Source organism: Desulfobaculum senezii, assembly GCF_054657395.1.
Window position 1 is genome coordinate 158,841 of record NZ_BAAHYU010000001.1, and the last position, 14,782, is coordinate 173,622.

Annotated in this window: 12 protein-coding genes; 4 read left to right on the top strand and 8 right to left on the bottom strand. The window is 60.6% G+C overall.

Annotated features, from left to right (window positions below; translation table 11 throughout):
• Nucleotides 1-30: 30 nt before the first annotated feature.
• Nucleotides 31-1,836, bottom strand: coding sequence for a translation elongation factor 4 (gene lepA, locus ACYQ2T_RS00675; RefSeq protein WP_459897633.1), 1,806 nt, complete (start codon nucleotides 1,834-1,836; stop codon nucleotides 31-33).
• 472 nt (nucleotides 1,837-2,308) lie between these two features.
• On the opposite strand from lepA, the gene ACYQ2T_RS00680 reads away from it, so the two are divergent.
• From ACYQ2T_RS00680 to acs, 4 genes are all read left to right on the top strand, one after another.
• Complete coding sequence (locus ACYQ2T_RS00680; RefSeq protein ID WP_459897635.1) at nucleotides 2,309-3,805, top strand: sodium-dependent transporter; 1,497 nt, start codon at nucleotides 2,309-2,311, stop codon at nucleotides 3,803-3,805.
• 226 nt (nucleotides 3,806-4,031) lie between these two features.
• Entirely contained in the window at nucleotides 4,032-4,619 is a 588-nt protein-coding gene (gene plsY, locus ACYQ2T_RS00685) for a glycerol-3-phosphate 1-O-acyltransferase PlsY (RefSeq protein WP_459897637.1), read from the top strand.
• A gap of 157 nt (nucleotides 4,620-4,776) precedes the next feature.
• On the top strand, nucleotides 4,777-5,643 hold the full coding sequence (locus ACYQ2T_RS00690) for a LytR/AlgR family response regulator transcription factor (RefSeq protein ID WP_459897639.1): 867 nt from the start codon (nucleotides 4,777-4,779) through the stop codon (nucleotides 5,641-5,643).
• A gap of 137 nt (nucleotides 5,644-5,780) precedes the next feature.
• A complete protein-coding gene (gene acs, locus ACYQ2T_RS00695) occupies nucleotides 5,781-7,724 on the top strand; it encodes an acetate--CoA ligase (protein ID WP_459897641.1) in 1,944 nt (647 codons plus the stop codon).
• Nucleotides 7,725-7,976: 252 nt separating this feature from the next.
• Here the strand turns inward: acs and ACYQ2T_RS00700 are convergent, their stop codons facing one another.
• From ACYQ2T_RS00700 to ACYQ2T_RS00730, 7 genes are all read right to left on the bottom strand, one after another.
• The gene (locus ACYQ2T_RS00700; RefSeq protein WP_459897643.1) at nucleotides 7,977-8,594 is read right to left on the bottom strand and encodes a 3'-5' exonuclease; all 618 of its coding nucleotides are present in this window, start codon (nucleotides 8,592-8,594) and stop codon (nucleotides 7,977-7,979) included.
• Nucleotides 8,595-8,640: 46 nt separating this feature from the next.
• Entirely contained in the window at nucleotides 8,641-10,242 is a 1,602-nt protein-coding gene (locus ACYQ2T_RS00705; RefSeq protein WP_459897645.1) for a peptide chain release factor 3, read from the bottom strand.
• Nucleotides 10,243-10,245: 3 nt separating this feature from the next.
• Nucleotides 10,246-10,563 (bottom strand): GIY-YIG nuclease family protein, encoded by a 318-nt coding sequence (locus tag ACYQ2T_RS00710; protein ID WP_459897647.1) that lies wholly within the window; start codon nucleotides 10,561-10,563, stop codon nucleotides 10,246-10,248.
• A gap of 91 nt (nucleotides 10,564-10,654) precedes the next feature.
• Entirely contained in the window at nucleotides 10,655-11,605 is a 951-nt protein-coding gene (locus tag ACYQ2T_RS00715; protein WP_459897686.1) for an ABC transporter ATP-binding protein, read from the bottom strand.
• Between the two features lie 97 nt (nucleotides 11,606-11,702).
• The gene (locus ACYQ2T_RS00720) at nucleotides 11,703-12,620 is read right to left on the bottom strand and encodes an ABC transporter ATP-binding protein (RefSeq protein ID WP_404846206.1); all 918 of its coding nucleotides are present in this window, start codon (nucleotides 12,618-12,620) and stop codon (nucleotides 11,703-11,705) included.
• Nucleotides 12,621-12,701: 81 nt separating this feature from the next.
• Nucleotides 12,702-13,619, bottom strand: a complete 918-nt coding sequence (locus ACYQ2T_RS00725) for an ABC transporter permease (RefSeq protein WP_459897649.1) — start codon at nucleotides 13,617-13,619, stop codon at nucleotides 12,702-12,704.
• A gap of 2 nt (nucleotides 13,620-13,621) precedes the next feature.
• On the bottom strand, nucleotides 13,622-14,599 hold the full coding sequence (locus ACYQ2T_RS00730) for an ABC transporter permease (protein ID WP_404846074.1): 978 nt from the start codon (nucleotides 14,597-14,599) through the stop codon (nucleotides 13,622-13,624).
• Nucleotides 14,600-14,782 lie beyond the last annotated feature (183 nt).

The window sequence follows — 14,782 nt, forward strand, 5'->3', positions numbered from 1 at the left end:
TCCGCAGTTCGTCTGAGTTGCTGGCGCGGTTTAGTCCGTTTCGGCCTTGAGCGCGGCGAGGAAGGCTTCCTGCGGGATTTCCACACTGCCCATCTTCTTCATGCGCTTTTTGCCGGCCTTCTGCTTTTCAAGAAGCTTGCGCTTACGCGTGATGTCGCCGCCGTAGCACTTGGCGGTAACGTTTTTGCGCATGGGCGCGTTGCGCTCGCGCGCGATGATGCGCGTGCCGATGGCGGCCTGCACGATAACCTCGTACAGCTGGCGCGGGATGGACTTCTTCAGCTTCAGGGCCACGGCGCGGCCGTAGCGCGCCGCACGTTCGCGGTGCACGATGATGGCAAGGGCGTCCACCACGTCGCCATTGATGAGCATGTCCAGCTTGACGAGGTCGGCTTCGCGGAAGTCGATGAACTCGTAGTCCATGGAGGCGTAGCCCCGGGTCACGGATTTCAGCTTGTCGAAGAAGTCGTAGACGATTTCGGCAAAGGGCAGCTCGTAGGTAATGATGACGCGGGTGGAGGTCATGTAGCGCATATCCTTCTGGATGCCGCGCTTTTCCTCGCACAGTTTGAGCGTTGGGCCGACGAATTCGTTGGGCACGTGGATTTCCATGCGCACATACGGTTCCGCAAAGGACGAAATGGCCTGCGGGTCGGGCAGATTGCTCGGGTTGTCGATAATGGTTTCCACGCCGTCTGTGGTGATGATTTTATACGCCACGGACGGTGCGGTGGTGATGAGCTTGGCGTCGAATTCGCGTTCAAGGCGCTCCTGAATGATTTCCATATGCAGGAGGCCGAGGAATCCGGCGCGGAAGCCAAAGCCGAGGGCCTGTGATGTTTCCGGCTCAAAATGGAACGCCGCGTCGTTGAGGCGCAGCTTTTCCAGCGCGGCCTTGAGCGGTTCGTACTCGGCGGGTTCCACCGGGTACAGGCCGCAGAAGACCATGGGCTTGATTTCCTTAAAGCCGGGGCAGGGTAGCTCGGTGGGGTTCTTCTCCAGCGTGACGGTGTCGCCAACCGGGGCATCGGTGATGTCTTTCATGTTGGCGCACAAAAAGCCCACGTCGCCGGGGTAGAGTGCTTTGACTTCCTTGGGGTTGGGGGAGAAGACGCCAAGGTTGGTGACGTCGAAGGCGCGCTTGGTGGAGTTGATGCGGATGCGGTCGCCCACCTTCAGGGTGCCGTCCAGCATGCGGAACAGCACAACCACGCCGCGGTACGTGTCGTACCACGAGTCGAAGATGACGGCCCGCAGGCGCTCTTCCGAGTCGCCCACCGGCGGCGGCAGCTTGGCGACGATGGCCTCCAGCACCTGGTCCACGTTCATGCCCGTCTTGGCGCTGACTTCGATGGCGTCGGAGCAGTCAAGACCGATCATTTCCTCGATCTCCTGCTTCACGGTGTCTACGTCGGCGCTTGGCAGGTCGATTTTATTGAGAACGGGGATGATCTCAAGGTCGTTGTCCAGCGCGAGGTAGACGTTGGCAAGGGTCTGTGCCTGTACGCCCTGGGTGGCGTCAACCACCAGCAAAGCGCCTTCGCACGCGGCGAGCGACCGTGAAACTTCGTACGAGAAGTCCACGTGGCCCGGCGTGTCGATGAGGTTCAGCACATACTCGGTGCCGTCCTTGGCCGTATAGGGGATGCGCACGGTCTGGGACTTGATGGTGATGCCGCGTTCGCGTTCAAGCTCCATCCTGTCCAGATACTGGTCGCGCTTTTCCCGCGCACTGACGAGGCCCGTAATCTCAAGGATACGGTCGGCAAGGGTGGACTTGCCGTGGTCGATGTGCGCAATGATGCTGAAATTTCGTGTGTTCTTTATGCTCTTCATATGTCGTCGACGATTGCTTGGATAGTCATGGTTTGCACCCGGACGGGTGTGATGTCTTCTGTACGGCATTTGTCCGCACAAGTCTAATGTCAGTTGCTGGCGCAGTAAACTGCCGGGCTGGGCGCAATGCGGCGCGACTGTCCCGGGCCAGCCGTTTTGCGCGCTGGGCCCGCCCATGGCGCGGCCCGGATAGCGGCCTGCCACGGGTATGTGGAAGAATTCACGACCGGGAAATTTCGAAAAATGGTTGATTGTTCAGTTCAGGAGGGGTAGACGATAAGGCTATTTCCGTATGGGAACTTTTTAGTGCAGGTTTTTTGCGAAGCAAGAACTTGCAAGGGGTTAAAGTTTCCAAAAAGGAAGTTTTCTGCACTGAAATTTGCCTTTTAAGGCATTGTCCGCCGCAGACGGACACGTCCTGACACGACTTGTTTCATTATTTGTTTGCTTGACGAAGGAAGGGATATCCAAAATGAGCAACACACAGGAGACGTGGGGTTCCCGCGTTGGCTTCATCATGGCCGCCGTTGGCTCGGCCATCGGTCTCGGCAACATCTGGCGCTTTCCGTACATGGTTTATGAAAACGGTGGCGGCGCTTTCCTTATTCCTTACATGGTCGCCCTGCTCACGGCTGGCATTCCCCTGCTTATTCTTGAATACGGCATGGGGCACAAGTTCCGTGGCTCCGCTCCCCGCATTTTTACCTCCATCTCCCGCAAGTGGGAGTGGATTGGCTGGTGGCAGGTGCTGGTGGCCTTTGTTATCTCCCTGTACTACGTCGCCGTTGTCGGCTGGGCCATTTCGTATGTGGGCTTTGCCGTCACACAGGCGTGGGGCACCAATACGGGCGAGTTCTTCATGAACACGTTCCTGAATATTTCTGATTCTCCTACCAATTTCGGCGGCATGAACTGGCCGGTCTTTGGCGCCATTTTGCTGGCGTGGGGCGTGTGCTGGGTTGTGCTGTTTAGCGGCGTGAAGGCTGGCATCGAGCGCGCCAGCAAGTTCTTTATGCCCGTTCTCTTTTTGCTGGTTCTTGCCATTGTGGGCCGCGTGCTCTTTTTGCCCGGCGCTGTGCAGGGCGTGGACTGGCTCTTTAAGCCCGACTTTAGCGCCCTTGGCAAAGGCAGCGTGTGGATTGCCGCCTACGGCCAGATTTTCTACACCCTTGGCGCTGGCTTCTCCATCATGATCACCTACGCCGGATACCTGCCCAAGAAGTCCGACGTGACCAACAACGCGTTTTTGACCGTGTTCATCAACTGCGGCTTCTCCATGCTGGCGGGCATCATGATCTTTGGCGTGTTGGGCTACATGGCCGCCGCCAAGGGCGTTGGCATCAGCGAAGTGGTCAGCTCCGGCGTTGGTTTGTGCTTTGTGACCATCCCGCAGGCCATCAACTTTATGCCCATGCCCAAGGTGCTCGGCACCCTGTTCTTCTGCGCCATTGTGGTGGCGGGCCTGTCTTCCCAGATTTCCATCTGTGAGGCCTGTGTGGCCGCCATCCGCGACAAGTTCCAGATCTCGCGCCGCAAGGCTGTTTCCGCCTACTGCATCACGGGCATCCTTGCCGGAGCCGTGTTTGCCAGCAACGCCGGCCTGCTTGTTCTGGACATCGTGGACCACTTTGTCATGAACTTTGGCGTGCTGATGACCGGCCTTGTGGAGATTGTGGCCATGTCGTGGTTCTTTAACCTCGAAGGCCTGCGAAGGCACATCAACGCCGTGTCCGACTTTGCCCTTGGCCGCTGGTGGAACTTTAGCCTCAAGTTCGTGACGCCCTTGCTGCTTGGCTACATGGCCATTAAGAACTTCATCGGCGACGTGACGACCCCGTACGGCGGCTACCCCCAGCATGCCCTGACCATGTTTGGCTGGAGCATTGCCGTGGGCATCCTGCTGCTGGGCTGGCTCATTCAGGTGACCAAGAACTCCGACGCGCTGGCCTCGGCCCAGCGCGAGTGCTAGCCACCCCGCGACGCAGACAATTGACGCTATTGAACGGGCGCAGCCGCTTGGCTGTGCCCGTTTTTTCGTGCTTTTGGGCGCAGAGGGATGGTGTGCGCACCCATGGGCGTGAATTGGGCCGAAAACGACAGGATTCTGCCGCGTTCACGCGGGCTGGGGCCTGCGGGCTTGCTCATCGGCGCAAGTGCTGGTAGGTGGGGGAGGTTCATTTATCAAGGAGAAAACCATGCTGTCACTCGGTTGGATCGCTATTACCTATCTTCTGGGCGCCGTGCCCTTCGGACTGTTGGTCGCCAAGGTCTGCTGCGGCATCGACCCTCGGCTTGAAGGCAGCCGCAACACCGGGGCCACCAATGTGGCGCGCCTGTGTGGCTTCAAATATGGCGTGTTGGCGCTGATTGGCGACCTTGGCAAGGGCTTTGTGCCTGTGCTGGTTGCGGGCATGTTTAGTCAGTCCAAGGTGTTTTTGGGCTGTGTGGCCCTCGCCGCCGTGCTGGGACACGTGTATTCCGTGTTCCTGAATGGCAAGGGCGGCAAGGCCGTTGCCACCACGGTTGGCGTGTTTCTCGCCCTTGCGCCGTGGTCCACGGTCATTTCCGCGCTGCTGCTTGTGGTTGTGGTGTTGGCCTCGGGCTACGTGTCCCTCGGCTCCCTGACCCTTGTCACCGTTCTGCCCATTTTGCTGGTGGTGACGGGTGAATTCACCCTCGCCATCTTTGCGGCCCTTATCGGTGTGCTGGTCTATTGGCGGCACCGCGACAACATCGCCCGCCTTGCCGTAGGCGAGGAAAAGCCGTGGAGAAAGGCGCACTAGCCCCTCCGCGCCCGCTTTTGTATACAACAGGCCCCGGCATTGCCGGGGCCTTTGTTTTGCGCGGGGCTGTGCGCGTTCTTGCCTGCTGGGCTTTTTCACGCTATCTCTAGGGATTAGAAGTGCTTTGGCCGCCGCGACTCAACCCAATGGATGGCGCATGTCCCAGCTGAACGTCCTGCTTGTGCACCGCGACCCGCTCGTGAGGCAGTCCCTTCGGGAACTCCTTGGCGAAGCGGATTTTTGCCGCGTGCTGGGCGAGGCCGTCACCGGCGAGGAAGCCCTCGCCATGCTGGAGCACATCCCCTATGGCGTCATTTTCACCGCCGTGGACCTGCCCGGCGAAGTGTCCGGCTTTGAGCTGTCGCAGGCGTTATCGGGCAAAAAGCACAAGCCCGCCATGGTCTTTATTGCCGAGGATGAAACCCTCGCCTTTACCGCCTTTGAGATGGGCGCCACGGACTATCTCCTGTGGCCGGTGAAGGGTGAGCGCTTTGGCAAGACCATCCAGCGCCTGAAGCAATTCCGCGCCCATTATAAGGAAATACCCGAGCCCGCGCACTGGAAGGAACCCGCCGCCGAGGTGAGCGAGGAAGCCACGGTGCAGGTGCACCTTGGCGACGAGGATGAGGACCGCTTCCTCAAGGCACTTTCGCAGGCGTGGGACTACACCAGTCAGGCGCGGCAGGTGGACATCGAAAAGCTGGCCGTCACCATGGACGGGCGCACCCTGCTTATCCCCTACACCCAGATTATCTTTGTTGAGGCCTACGAGGACTATTCCTACGTGCACACGGCCAAGCAGAAGTTTTTAACGTCCTACAGGTTGAAGAATCTGGAGGACAGGCTGCGCATGCACAGATTCTTCCGCGTGCACCGCAAATATTTGGTGAATCTGGACATGGTGACGGAAATCGCCTCGCTTCCGGGCAGCAACTTTATGCTGCGAACGGCGGGCAAAACGCGCATTGAGCTGCCCATCAGCCGCAGGCGCATTGCCGAGCTGAAAAAAATTTTGGGGCTGTAGCCCAACCGAATATGCTTTCCCGCGGCGACCGTTTACCGCGCCGCACGGCCCTTTGGCCGAATACTCGCCGCTTGGCGGCTCCACCTGCGCTATGACAAAGAAGCGGTGGTGGAAACTGCGTAACCATGGAGTTCGAGATGGACCATACAGGAGCTGTTGACGCCTTGTTGCAGGAGGAGCGGGTCTTCCGTCCTCTTCCGCAAATCGTCATCGAGGCGAACGTCAACCCGCAGGAATACCGCATGGCCCTTGAAAAGGCCGAGCAGGACGTCCTGTCCTATTGGGAGGACGCCGCGCACGAGCTGGACTGGTTCAAGAAGTGGGACGCCGTGCTCGATGATTCGAAGGCCCCGCAATACACGTGGTTTCCCGGGGCCAAGTGCAACATCGTGTACAACGCGCTGGACCGGCACATCGACTCCCCCAACAAAAATAAGCTCGCCCTCATCTGGGAAGGGGAACCCGGCGACCAGCGCAAATATACCTACTATGAGCTCTACCGCGAGGTGAACCGCTTCGCCAACGCCCTGCGCTCGCTGGGTATTGGCCGCGGGGACCACGTGGTGCTGTATATGCCGCTGCTGCCCGAGGTCACCATCGCCATGCTGGCCGTGGCCAAGATTGGCGCGGTGCATACCTTGGTCTACGGCGGCTATTCTGCCAAGGTCCTGCGCGACCGCCTGCGCGATGTGGGGGCCAAGCTCCTTGTCACCGCCGATGGCTTCTACCGCAACGGCAAGGTCATCAACCTCAAGCATATTGTGGACGAAGCCCTGTCCGGCGCGGACGCGGGGGGCGTGGAAAGCTGCGTGGTGGTGCACCGGGCCAATGTTGAGGCCGAAATGCACGAGCCACGCGACATCTGGTACGCCGACCTTGTGCGCCGCGAGAGCCCGGAGTCTCCGACGGAAGTGCTCAACACCGATGACCCGCTGTTTATCCTGTACAGCTCCGGCACAACGGGTACGCCCAAGGGCATTGTGCACTCCCATGGCGGCTACATGGTGGGCGTCAACCGCACCCTGAACTGGGTCTTCGACATCAAGCCCACGGATATTTTTTGGTGCACGGCGGACGCTGGGTGGATTACCGGGCACAGCTATGTGGTCTACGGCCCGCTCATCGCCGGGACCACCACTGTCATGTATGAAGGCTCGGCCCTGTATCCGCAGGCGGACCGCCTGTGGGATGTGGTGGACCGCTATGGCGTGACCATCCTCTACACCGCGCCAACCCTTATCCGTATGCTCATGCGCTACGGCACGCAGTATCCCCGGCAAAAGGACCTTTCCACCCTGCGCCTGTTGGGCACGGTGGGCGAGCCGTGCAACCCCGAGGCGTGGGTGTGGCTGTACAAGAATATCGGCCACTCCGAGTGCCCCATCATGGACACGTGGTGGCAGACCGAGAGCGGCATGATTCTCATCTCGCCCTTGCCGCTGTCGCTCCTGAAGCCCGGCTCCGTCAACCGTCCCATACCGGGCATTGACGCCGATGTGGTGGACGCGCAGGGGCACCCCGTGCCTGCGGGCAAGGGCGGCTTTTTGGTGCTGCGCCAGCCGTGGCCGGGCATGATGCGCGGCATCCACGGCGCGCCGGACGCCCTGCGCGAGGACTACTGGGAGCGTATTCCCGGCGGCGTGTATTGCGCCGGAGACGTGGCGCGAAAGGACGCGGACGGCTATTTTTGGATTCAGGGCCGCGCGGATGAAGTGATGAATATTGCCGGGCACCGCATTGGCACCGCCGAGGTGGAGAGCGCGCTGGTGTCCCACAAGGCCGTCACTGAGGCGGCGGTTATCGGCGTGCCGGATTCCATCAAGGGCGAAGTGGCCAAGGCCTTTGTGGTGCTGGCCGAGGAGTGGGACGCTGACGGTGCGTCGGTGGACGACCTTGTCCGCGCCCTGCGCGCCCACGTGCGCGCCGAGCTTGGCTCCGTTGCGGAGATGAAGGCCATAGAACCGCGCGCCAGCCTGCCCCGGACGCCCAGCGGGAAAATTTTGCGGCGGCTTCTGCGCGCCGAGGAACTTGGCGAGGACCCCGGAGATATGCTCTCCCTCGTGCAGGACGAGGACGCCTAGTCGGCGCGCTGTGGCGCTTGGGTGCATGGCCTGCGCCATGTTGCCGAGGGGCGCAGGAGCCGTGTGCAGTCAGTGGCCGTGCCCGGTGGAGACGTTTGGGCGTCGCGCTGGCGCCCGCATGGTCTTGCGCTGGAGGGCGGCGCCACCAGCGAGGCGCATTGCCCCGGAGGTTCTCCCACCCCCGAATCAAAAAGCGAGCCCCCCGCATCACGTGATGCGGGGGGCTCGCTTTTTGGGCCGGAGGGCCGCGTTTTAGTTGGGCTGGATGTCAAACAGGCCGCAGTCGTCCATGGCCATGTAGATTTCACGCGACACCCAAGCATCGGTGGCGGCGTAGGCAATCTGCTGTTTGGTCAGGCGCGGGTTGGCCCAGTTGGTACAACGCGCACTCTTGGAAATGCGAAAGCCCAGAAACTTGGCCGCGAGGTTGCGCAGGCCGTGGGTTTCCAGCTTGAGCGCTTGCGCAACCACGCCAAGGTCCACAAAGCCGCCCTCGGGAAAGGACTTGATGTTTTGCAGGTCCTTGATGTCGTCGCGCACGGCTACGCCGGTCTTGACGATGGCGGGGTTGGACAGCACGTCGCACAGCCCGTCCGGGAACTCCAGCTTGGAGAGTTGGAAGATGAACACTTTGTCCGCCGTCGCCAACTGGATGAGGGACGGTGGATAGTACTTGCCTTTGCGAAAGGCGGGGCGGGATTCCGTGTCAAAGCCAAGGACCCGTGCGGCGCTGAGTGCATTCAGCGCACCCGGCACGGCTTCTGGCGTATTCACGAGTTCCGTCTCGCCTTCCCAGGCCCGCAGGGGGAGGGCCATGATTTCGTCTTTTGCGATTTTACCCTGATATTTCGATATATCCGTCATAAGCATTGGTTGTATCCAGCCGCCGCTTTCGCGGCGGCGTGTTTGCTTTAGCCTAGTTGTGCTCGCGGGTCTTTGTAAAGGTGATGTCCGGGCACCGCTCCACGGTGGACTCCAGACGCCACATGCTGTTGGGCAAAAAGACCAGATCGTCCTGCGCATCCACGGCAAGGTCGCCCATGTAGTTTTTGCGGAAGGCGTCGAGGTCGCGCTGGTTCTCGGCGCTGACCCAGCGGGCGGTGTGCAGGTTCACCGGCTCGTAGGCCGCATCCACGCTGTACTCGTTCTTAAGCCGGGCGACAATGACTTCAAACTGCAGAACGCCGACAGCGCCCATGATGTAGTCCGAGTTGGTCAGCGGGCGGAAAAGCTGCACCGCGCCTTCCTCGGCCAGCTGCATGAGGCCTTTGTGGAGCTGCTTGGTCTTCAGCGGGTCGCGCAGGCGCACGCGGCGGAAGTGCTCCGGCGCAAAGTTGGGGATGCCCGTGAACTTGAGGGCTTCCTTGTCCGTGAAGGTGTCGCCGATCTTGATGGTGCCGTGGTTGTGCACACCGATGATGTCGCCGGGGTAGGCTTCATCGACGTTGGCGCGGTCCTGCGCCATGAAGATGGTGGCGTCCTTGATTTGGATGTCCTTGCCGATGCGGTGGTGCTTGACCTTCATGCCCCGGGTGAACTTGCCGGAGTTGATGCGCATAAAGGCGATGCGGTCGCGGTGGCGGGGGTCCATGTTGGCCTGAATCTTAAACACCACGCCGGAGAAGCCCGTTTCCGTGGGGTCCACTTCGCGGGTGGTGGTGGGGCGCGGACCGGGCGCGGGGGCCAGCTCCACAAAGTGGTCCAGCAGCTCGCGCACGCCAAAGTTGTTGATGGCGCTGCCGAAGAAGACGGGCGTCTGCTCGCCCTTCAGGTAGCGCTCCTTGTCAAAGGGGTTGGCCGCGCCCTGCAGGAGTTCCACTTCGTCGCGCAGCTGCCCGGCTTGCTCGCCGAGGTATTCGTCCAGCAGCGGGTCGTCAAGGCCGTTGATGATGACGCCTTCCTGCACTTCTGCGCCTTTGTCCGGGCTGAACAGGTGCAGGGTGTTGTCCACAAGGTTGTAGGTGCCCTTGAAGTCCAGCCCCATGCCGATGGGCCACGTCATGGGCGCGCATTCGATCTTGAGGTTTTCTTCAATGTCCGCCAGCAGGTCGAGGGGGTCCTGACCGTCGCGGTCGAGCTTGTTGATAAAGCTGATGATGGGCGTGTCGCGCAGGCGGCAGACGTCCATGAGCTTGGCGGTCTGCGTCTCAACGCCCTTGACCGAGTCAATGACCATAAGGGCGGAGTCCACAGCGGTGAGCACGCGGTAGGTATCTTCGGAAAAGTCGGCGTGGCCGGGGGTGTCGAGGAGGTTAATCTCGTAGCCCTTGTGCTCGAACTTCATGACCGAGGAGGTCACGGAGATGCCGCGTTCCTGTTCCATTTTCATCCAGTCGGACACGGCGTGGCGCGAGGCCTTGCGCGACTTGACGGTGCCGGCCATCTGAATGGCGCCGCCAAAGAGCAGCAGCTTTTCAGTCAGCGTGGTTTTACCGGCGTCCGGGTGGCTGATGATGCCGAAGGTGCGGCGCTTGGCCACCTCGCGGCGGATTTCATTTGCAAGAGCGGTATTGGACACAAATCACTCCAAGGAGGACGCGGTGTCGCCAGAGGCTTGCCCGGCGGCGTGGACGTCCTGCATGTGTTGTAGAAAGGCGGGTTTCTCAGCGGCGGGCCGCTGTTTGACGGCGTATTCCACGCGGCAGGCGGTGACCCTGTCGGCAAAGGTGGCATACGCCTCCAGCCGGACTGGTCCGCGTCCGCGGGTATAGCGGGCACCCTTCCCGGAATTATGTTCGTTCAGGCGGCGATGGATATCCGTGGTGACGCCACAGTACAACGAGTTGTCCGCGCAGCGCAAAAGGTAGACGTACCAAGGAGTATGAGGCGCGTTGTCCATGCTTGCCCAAATGAAGGTGTGAGAAACAGAATCCCCGCCCGGGCGGACCCGGGCGGGGAATGACTACCAAAAGGTCAGAAAGTGCAGCACCTTAGATGCGGCCTTCCTCCACGGCGTGGCAGGCAACAAAGTGGCCTGCCGACGGCTCAATGCGCTTCGGGATTTCCCTGCTGCATCGCTCGTTGGCGTGGAGGCAGCGGCCGTGGAACACGCAGCCCGTGGGGAGGTTGATGGGCGTCGGCACGTCGCTGGAAAGCTTGACGTGATCCGATCCCTTCTGCCCCAGCTTGGGGATGGCCGACAACAGCGCCTGCGTATACGGGTGCAGGGGATCGTTGAAGAGCTTGTCGGCTTCTGTGAGTTCACACAGCGTACCAAGGTACATCACGGCCACGCGGGTGGAGATGTGCTCCACAACCGACAGGTCGTGACTGATGAACATGTAGGTCAGGCCGCGCTTGTCCTGCGCGTCCATAAGCAGGTTCAGAATCTGCGCCTGAATGGACACGTCCAGCGCGGAGATGGGCTCGTCCGCCACGATGAATTCCGGGTCCACCATCAGCGCGCGGGCAATGGAGATGCGCTGGCGCTGGCCGCCGGAGAATTCGTGGGGGTAGTTGCCGGCCCAGCCGGGGCGCACGCCAACCAGACCCATCACTTCCTCCAGCTTGTCGCGCACTTCGGCGTCGCTGAGGGTGGGGAAGTGGAAGCGCAGCGGCTCCTCCAGAATCTGCTTGACCGTCATGCGCGGGTTCAGGGACGCGTAGGGGTCCTGAAACACCATCTGCATCTTGGCGCGGTAGGGCATCATCTGGCGGGCGGTGAGGCTGTCGTACCGCTCGCCGCGGTAGCGCAGTTCGCCGCTGGTGGGCGCATACAGGCCCATCACCGTCCGGGCGAGGGTGGACTTGCCGCAGCCGGACTCGCCGACCACGGAGAGCGTCTCGCCGGGGAAGATGTCAAAGGTGACGTCGTTGACGGCCTTGACGAGGGTCTGCTCGCGGCGAATCTTGCCGCCGCTGAACTTAATCTGGTCCAGCATGCCGCCGGAGATATCAAAATGCTTAACGACGTTTTTAACGCCGAGCAGCGGATTGGTCGTATCGACAGAAGTCTTCACAGAGAGTTACCGTCCTTCCCTATACACAGTGGCAGGCAACAAGGTTTCCGGATTCGCGCGAGGTGAGGAGCGGCAGCTCCGTCGTACACTGCGAGGAGCACATGTTGCAGCGCGGATGGAAGGCGCAGCCCTTGGGGATGCTCAGGAGGCTGGGCATCACACCGGGAATCTGTGCCAGCCGCGCGCCCTTGGCGCCGCCAGCCTGAGGCAGGGCGCTGATGAGGCCACGGGTGTAGGGATGCAGGGGATTCTTGATGATTTCGTCAGTCAGGCCCATCTCGATGACTCGGCCTGCGTACATGACGGCGATCTTCTGGGTCACCTGCGACACGACGGCGAGGTCATGCGTGATGAGGATGAGACCCATGTTTTCGGTCTCGCACAGCTCTTCCAGCAGGGCCATGATTTCGGCCTGAATGGTCACGTCCAGCGCGGTGGTCGGCTCGTCGGCGATGATAAGGCTCGGCGAGGTGAGCAGGGCGATGGCAATGACAATGCGCTGGCGCATGCCGCCGGAGAACTCATGCGGGTACTGCTCCAGGCGCTTTTCCGGCGAGGGAATGTACACCTTGCGCAGCTTTTCAATGGCGATGGCCTCGGCGTCCTTGCGGGAGATATTCTGGTGCGCCTGCAGGGTTTCCACCATCTGGGTACCGATGGTCAGCACGGGGTTCAGGGTCATCATGGGATCCTGAAAAATCATGCTGATGCGGTTGCCGCGGATGTGGCGCATCTCGTCGTAGGACAGGGCCGATATATTTTCGCCCTCAAGGCGGACGCTGCCGGACTCAATGTAGCCGGGCTTGCTGATCAGGTTCAGGATGGCAAAGCCGGTCACGGACTTGCCAGCGCCGGATTCGCCGACCAGACCCATACGTTCGCCCGGATTCAGGGAGAAGCTCACGTTGTTCACCGCGGGCAGGGTGCCCTTGCGCATGGCGAACTTGACCGTCAGGTCATGAACTTCCAGCAGCTTGCCGGTCTCGTTGGTTGTGTCTTGCGGTTGAATCTTCACGGCTTACTTCTTGTACAGTTTGGGGTTGAGGAAGTCGCGCATCCAGTCACCAAGCAGGTTGATGGACAGGATGAGGCCAACCAGCACAATGCCCGGGAAGATGGTAATCCACCAGGAGCCGCTAAAGAAGTACTCGAAGCCGGACTTGATGAGCGAACCGAGGGACGGCTTGGTCACGGGCATGCCCAGACCGATAAAGGACAGGGCGGCCTCACTCATGATGGCGTTGGCAACCTGCACCGTGGAGATAACGAGCACCGGGGTGAGCGTGTTGGGCAGGATGTGGCGCCACATGATGCGGCGGGACGGCAGACCGATGACGCGGGCCGCTTCCACATATTCCTTGCTCTTCTCGGCCAGCACGGAGGCGCGAACGGTACGCGCATACTGCGGCCACTCGGCAAAGCCGATGACGAAAATAAGGAACGGCACGGCAATCTGCTCGTATTTGGCTACGCCAAAGGCGGCCTGACAGATGGCGCCGAGGAAGATGGCCACCATATAGGTGGAAAACGACAACTGGACGTCAGCCACACGCATGAGGATGGAGTCCAGCTTGCCGCCGCGGTAGCCGGCCACAAGGCCGATAAGAATGCCGAGCATGGCCTGCAGGCTCACGGCGCCAAGGCCGATAACCACAGACACGCGGGTGCCGTAGAGGATGGTGGACAGGAGGTCGCGCCCCTGTGCGTCGGAGCCGAGGATGAAGCTCGGGTCCGCGCCGTCCATCCAGATGGGCGGCAGCTCGGAATCCATGATGCTGATTTGCGATGTGTCGTAGGGGTTGGTCGGTGCGGTGATGGGCGCGGAAAAACCGGCCACCACGAAAAAGACCAACAGGATGAAGCTCCCCATAGCCAGCGGATCGCGCAGGAAGCTATAGAGGAAGTACGACTTTTTGAAGCGTTTCCAGATGCTCATTATTATTTCCTACCTGCAACCCTGACCATGGGGTTCACCAGGCCATAGATGATGTCCACAACGGTGTTCACGCACACGAAGATGGCGCCGACGAACACAAGATAGGCCACCAGAAGCGAGGAGTCTGCGCGCTCCACAGCTTCCAGGAAGATGAAGCCCATGCCCTGCCACTGGAAGACCGTTTCGGTCAAAACGGTAAAGGCAATCATGGTGCCCAGCTGCACGCCGCCCACGGTGATGACCGGGAGCAAGGTGTTCTTAAAGCCGTGCACGATGAGGATGCGCCACGGCCTCAGGCCCTTGGCGCGGGCAAACTTCATGTATTCGGCCTCCAGCACTTCCTTCATTTCCGCACGGATAAGGCGGATGAACAGCGGCAGCATAACCGAGGACAGCGAGATGCCCGGCAGAATGAGGTGCTTCAGACCATCCGCCGTCAGGAAGCCGGTGCTCCAGAATCCCCACAGCATAACGGTTTCGCCGCGTCCATATGATGGAAGCCAGTGGAGCTTCACCGAGAAGAAATAGATGAGCAGGATAGCCGTCAAGAAGACGGGGATCGAGACGCCTATGATTGACCCTCCCATGAAGAATCGTGAGAGGAATGCATTCGGTTTACATGCCGAGTAGATACCTATCGGAATGGAAAGAACCAAGATGATGATGGAAGCGACGATGACCAGCTCCAGCGTAGCCGGGGCCTTTTGCATGATGACTTCCAGAGCGGGCTGCTTAAAGAAGAAGGACTGGCCAAGGTCGCCGTGAGCGGCGTCCTTGACGAAGCGAACCCATTGGACGGGGAGCGGGTCGTTAAGCCCCAGCTCCTCGGCAAGGCGCGCCCTTTCGGCGGCGGACACGGATATGCCCACGATATCCCGGATCGGGTCGCCGACGGCCTGCTTGATGCCAAAACCGATGACGCTGATAACCAGCATCACGATGAGTGCCTGCGCAATGCGGCGAACTGTGAATGCGAACATGGCCTATGCTTGTTGTGAGTTTGCGGATTCTGCGGTCGCGCCCGAGAAGAGCGCAACACCCTGAATGGGAAGGCGAAAGCCTTTGTTCGGCCCGGCCGCCAAAGGGCGACCGGGCCTGCAAAAGCTTTCACCGGAGCGGGTGGGATTTACACTTTTGTGGTCAATTATGCAAGTCCTCAACGA

What these genes read in the sequence shown, in the direction of transcription:
- lepA (WP_459897633.1), bottom strand. Translation starts at nt 1,836, where the DNA reads ATGAAGAGCATAAAGAACACACGAAATTTCAGCATCATTGCGCACATC.
- ACYQ2T_RS00680 (WP_459897635.1), top strand. Translation starts at nt 2,309, where the DNA reads ATGAGCAACACACAGGAGACGTGGGGTTCCCGCGTTGGCTTCATCATG.
- plsY (WP_459897637.1), top strand. Translation starts at nt 4,032, where the DNA reads ATGCTGTCACTCGGTTGGATCGCTATTACCTATCTTCTGGGCGCCGTG.
- ACYQ2T_RS00690 (WP_459897639.1), top strand. Translation starts at nt 4,777, where the DNA reads ATGTCCCAGCTGAACGTCCTGCTTGTGCACCGCGACCCGCTCGTGAGG.
- acs (WP_459897641.1), top strand. Translation starts at nt 5,781, where the DNA reads ATGGACCATACAGGAGCTGTTGACGCCTTGTTGCAGGAGGAGCGGGTC.
- ACYQ2T_RS00700 (WP_459897643.1), bottom strand. Translation starts at nt 8,594, where the DNA reads ATGCTTATGACGGATATATCGAAATATCAGGGTAAAATCGCAAAAGAC.
- ACYQ2T_RS00710 (WP_459897647.1), bottom strand. Translation starts at nt 10,563, where the DNA reads ATGGACAACGCGCCTCATACTCCTTGGTACGTCTACCTTTTGCGCTGC.
- ACYQ2T_RS00715 (WP_459897686.1), bottom strand. Translation starts at nt 11,605, where the DNA reads ATGCTGGACCAGATTAAGTTCAGCGGCGGCAAGATTCGCCGCGAGCAG.
- ACYQ2T_RS00720 (WP_404846206.1), bottom strand. Translation starts at nt 12,620, where the DNA reads ATGCGCAAGGGCACCCTGCCCGCGGTGAACAACGTGAGCTTCTCCCTG.
- ACYQ2T_RS00725 (WP_459897649.1), bottom strand. Translation starts at nt 13,619, where the DNA reads ATGAGCATCTGGAAACGCTTCAAAAAGTCGTACTTCCTCTATAGCTTC.
- ACYQ2T_RS00730 (WP_404846074.1), bottom strand. Translation starts at nt 14,599, where the DNA reads ATGTTCGCATTCACAGTTCGCCGCATTGCGCAGGCACTCATCGTGATG.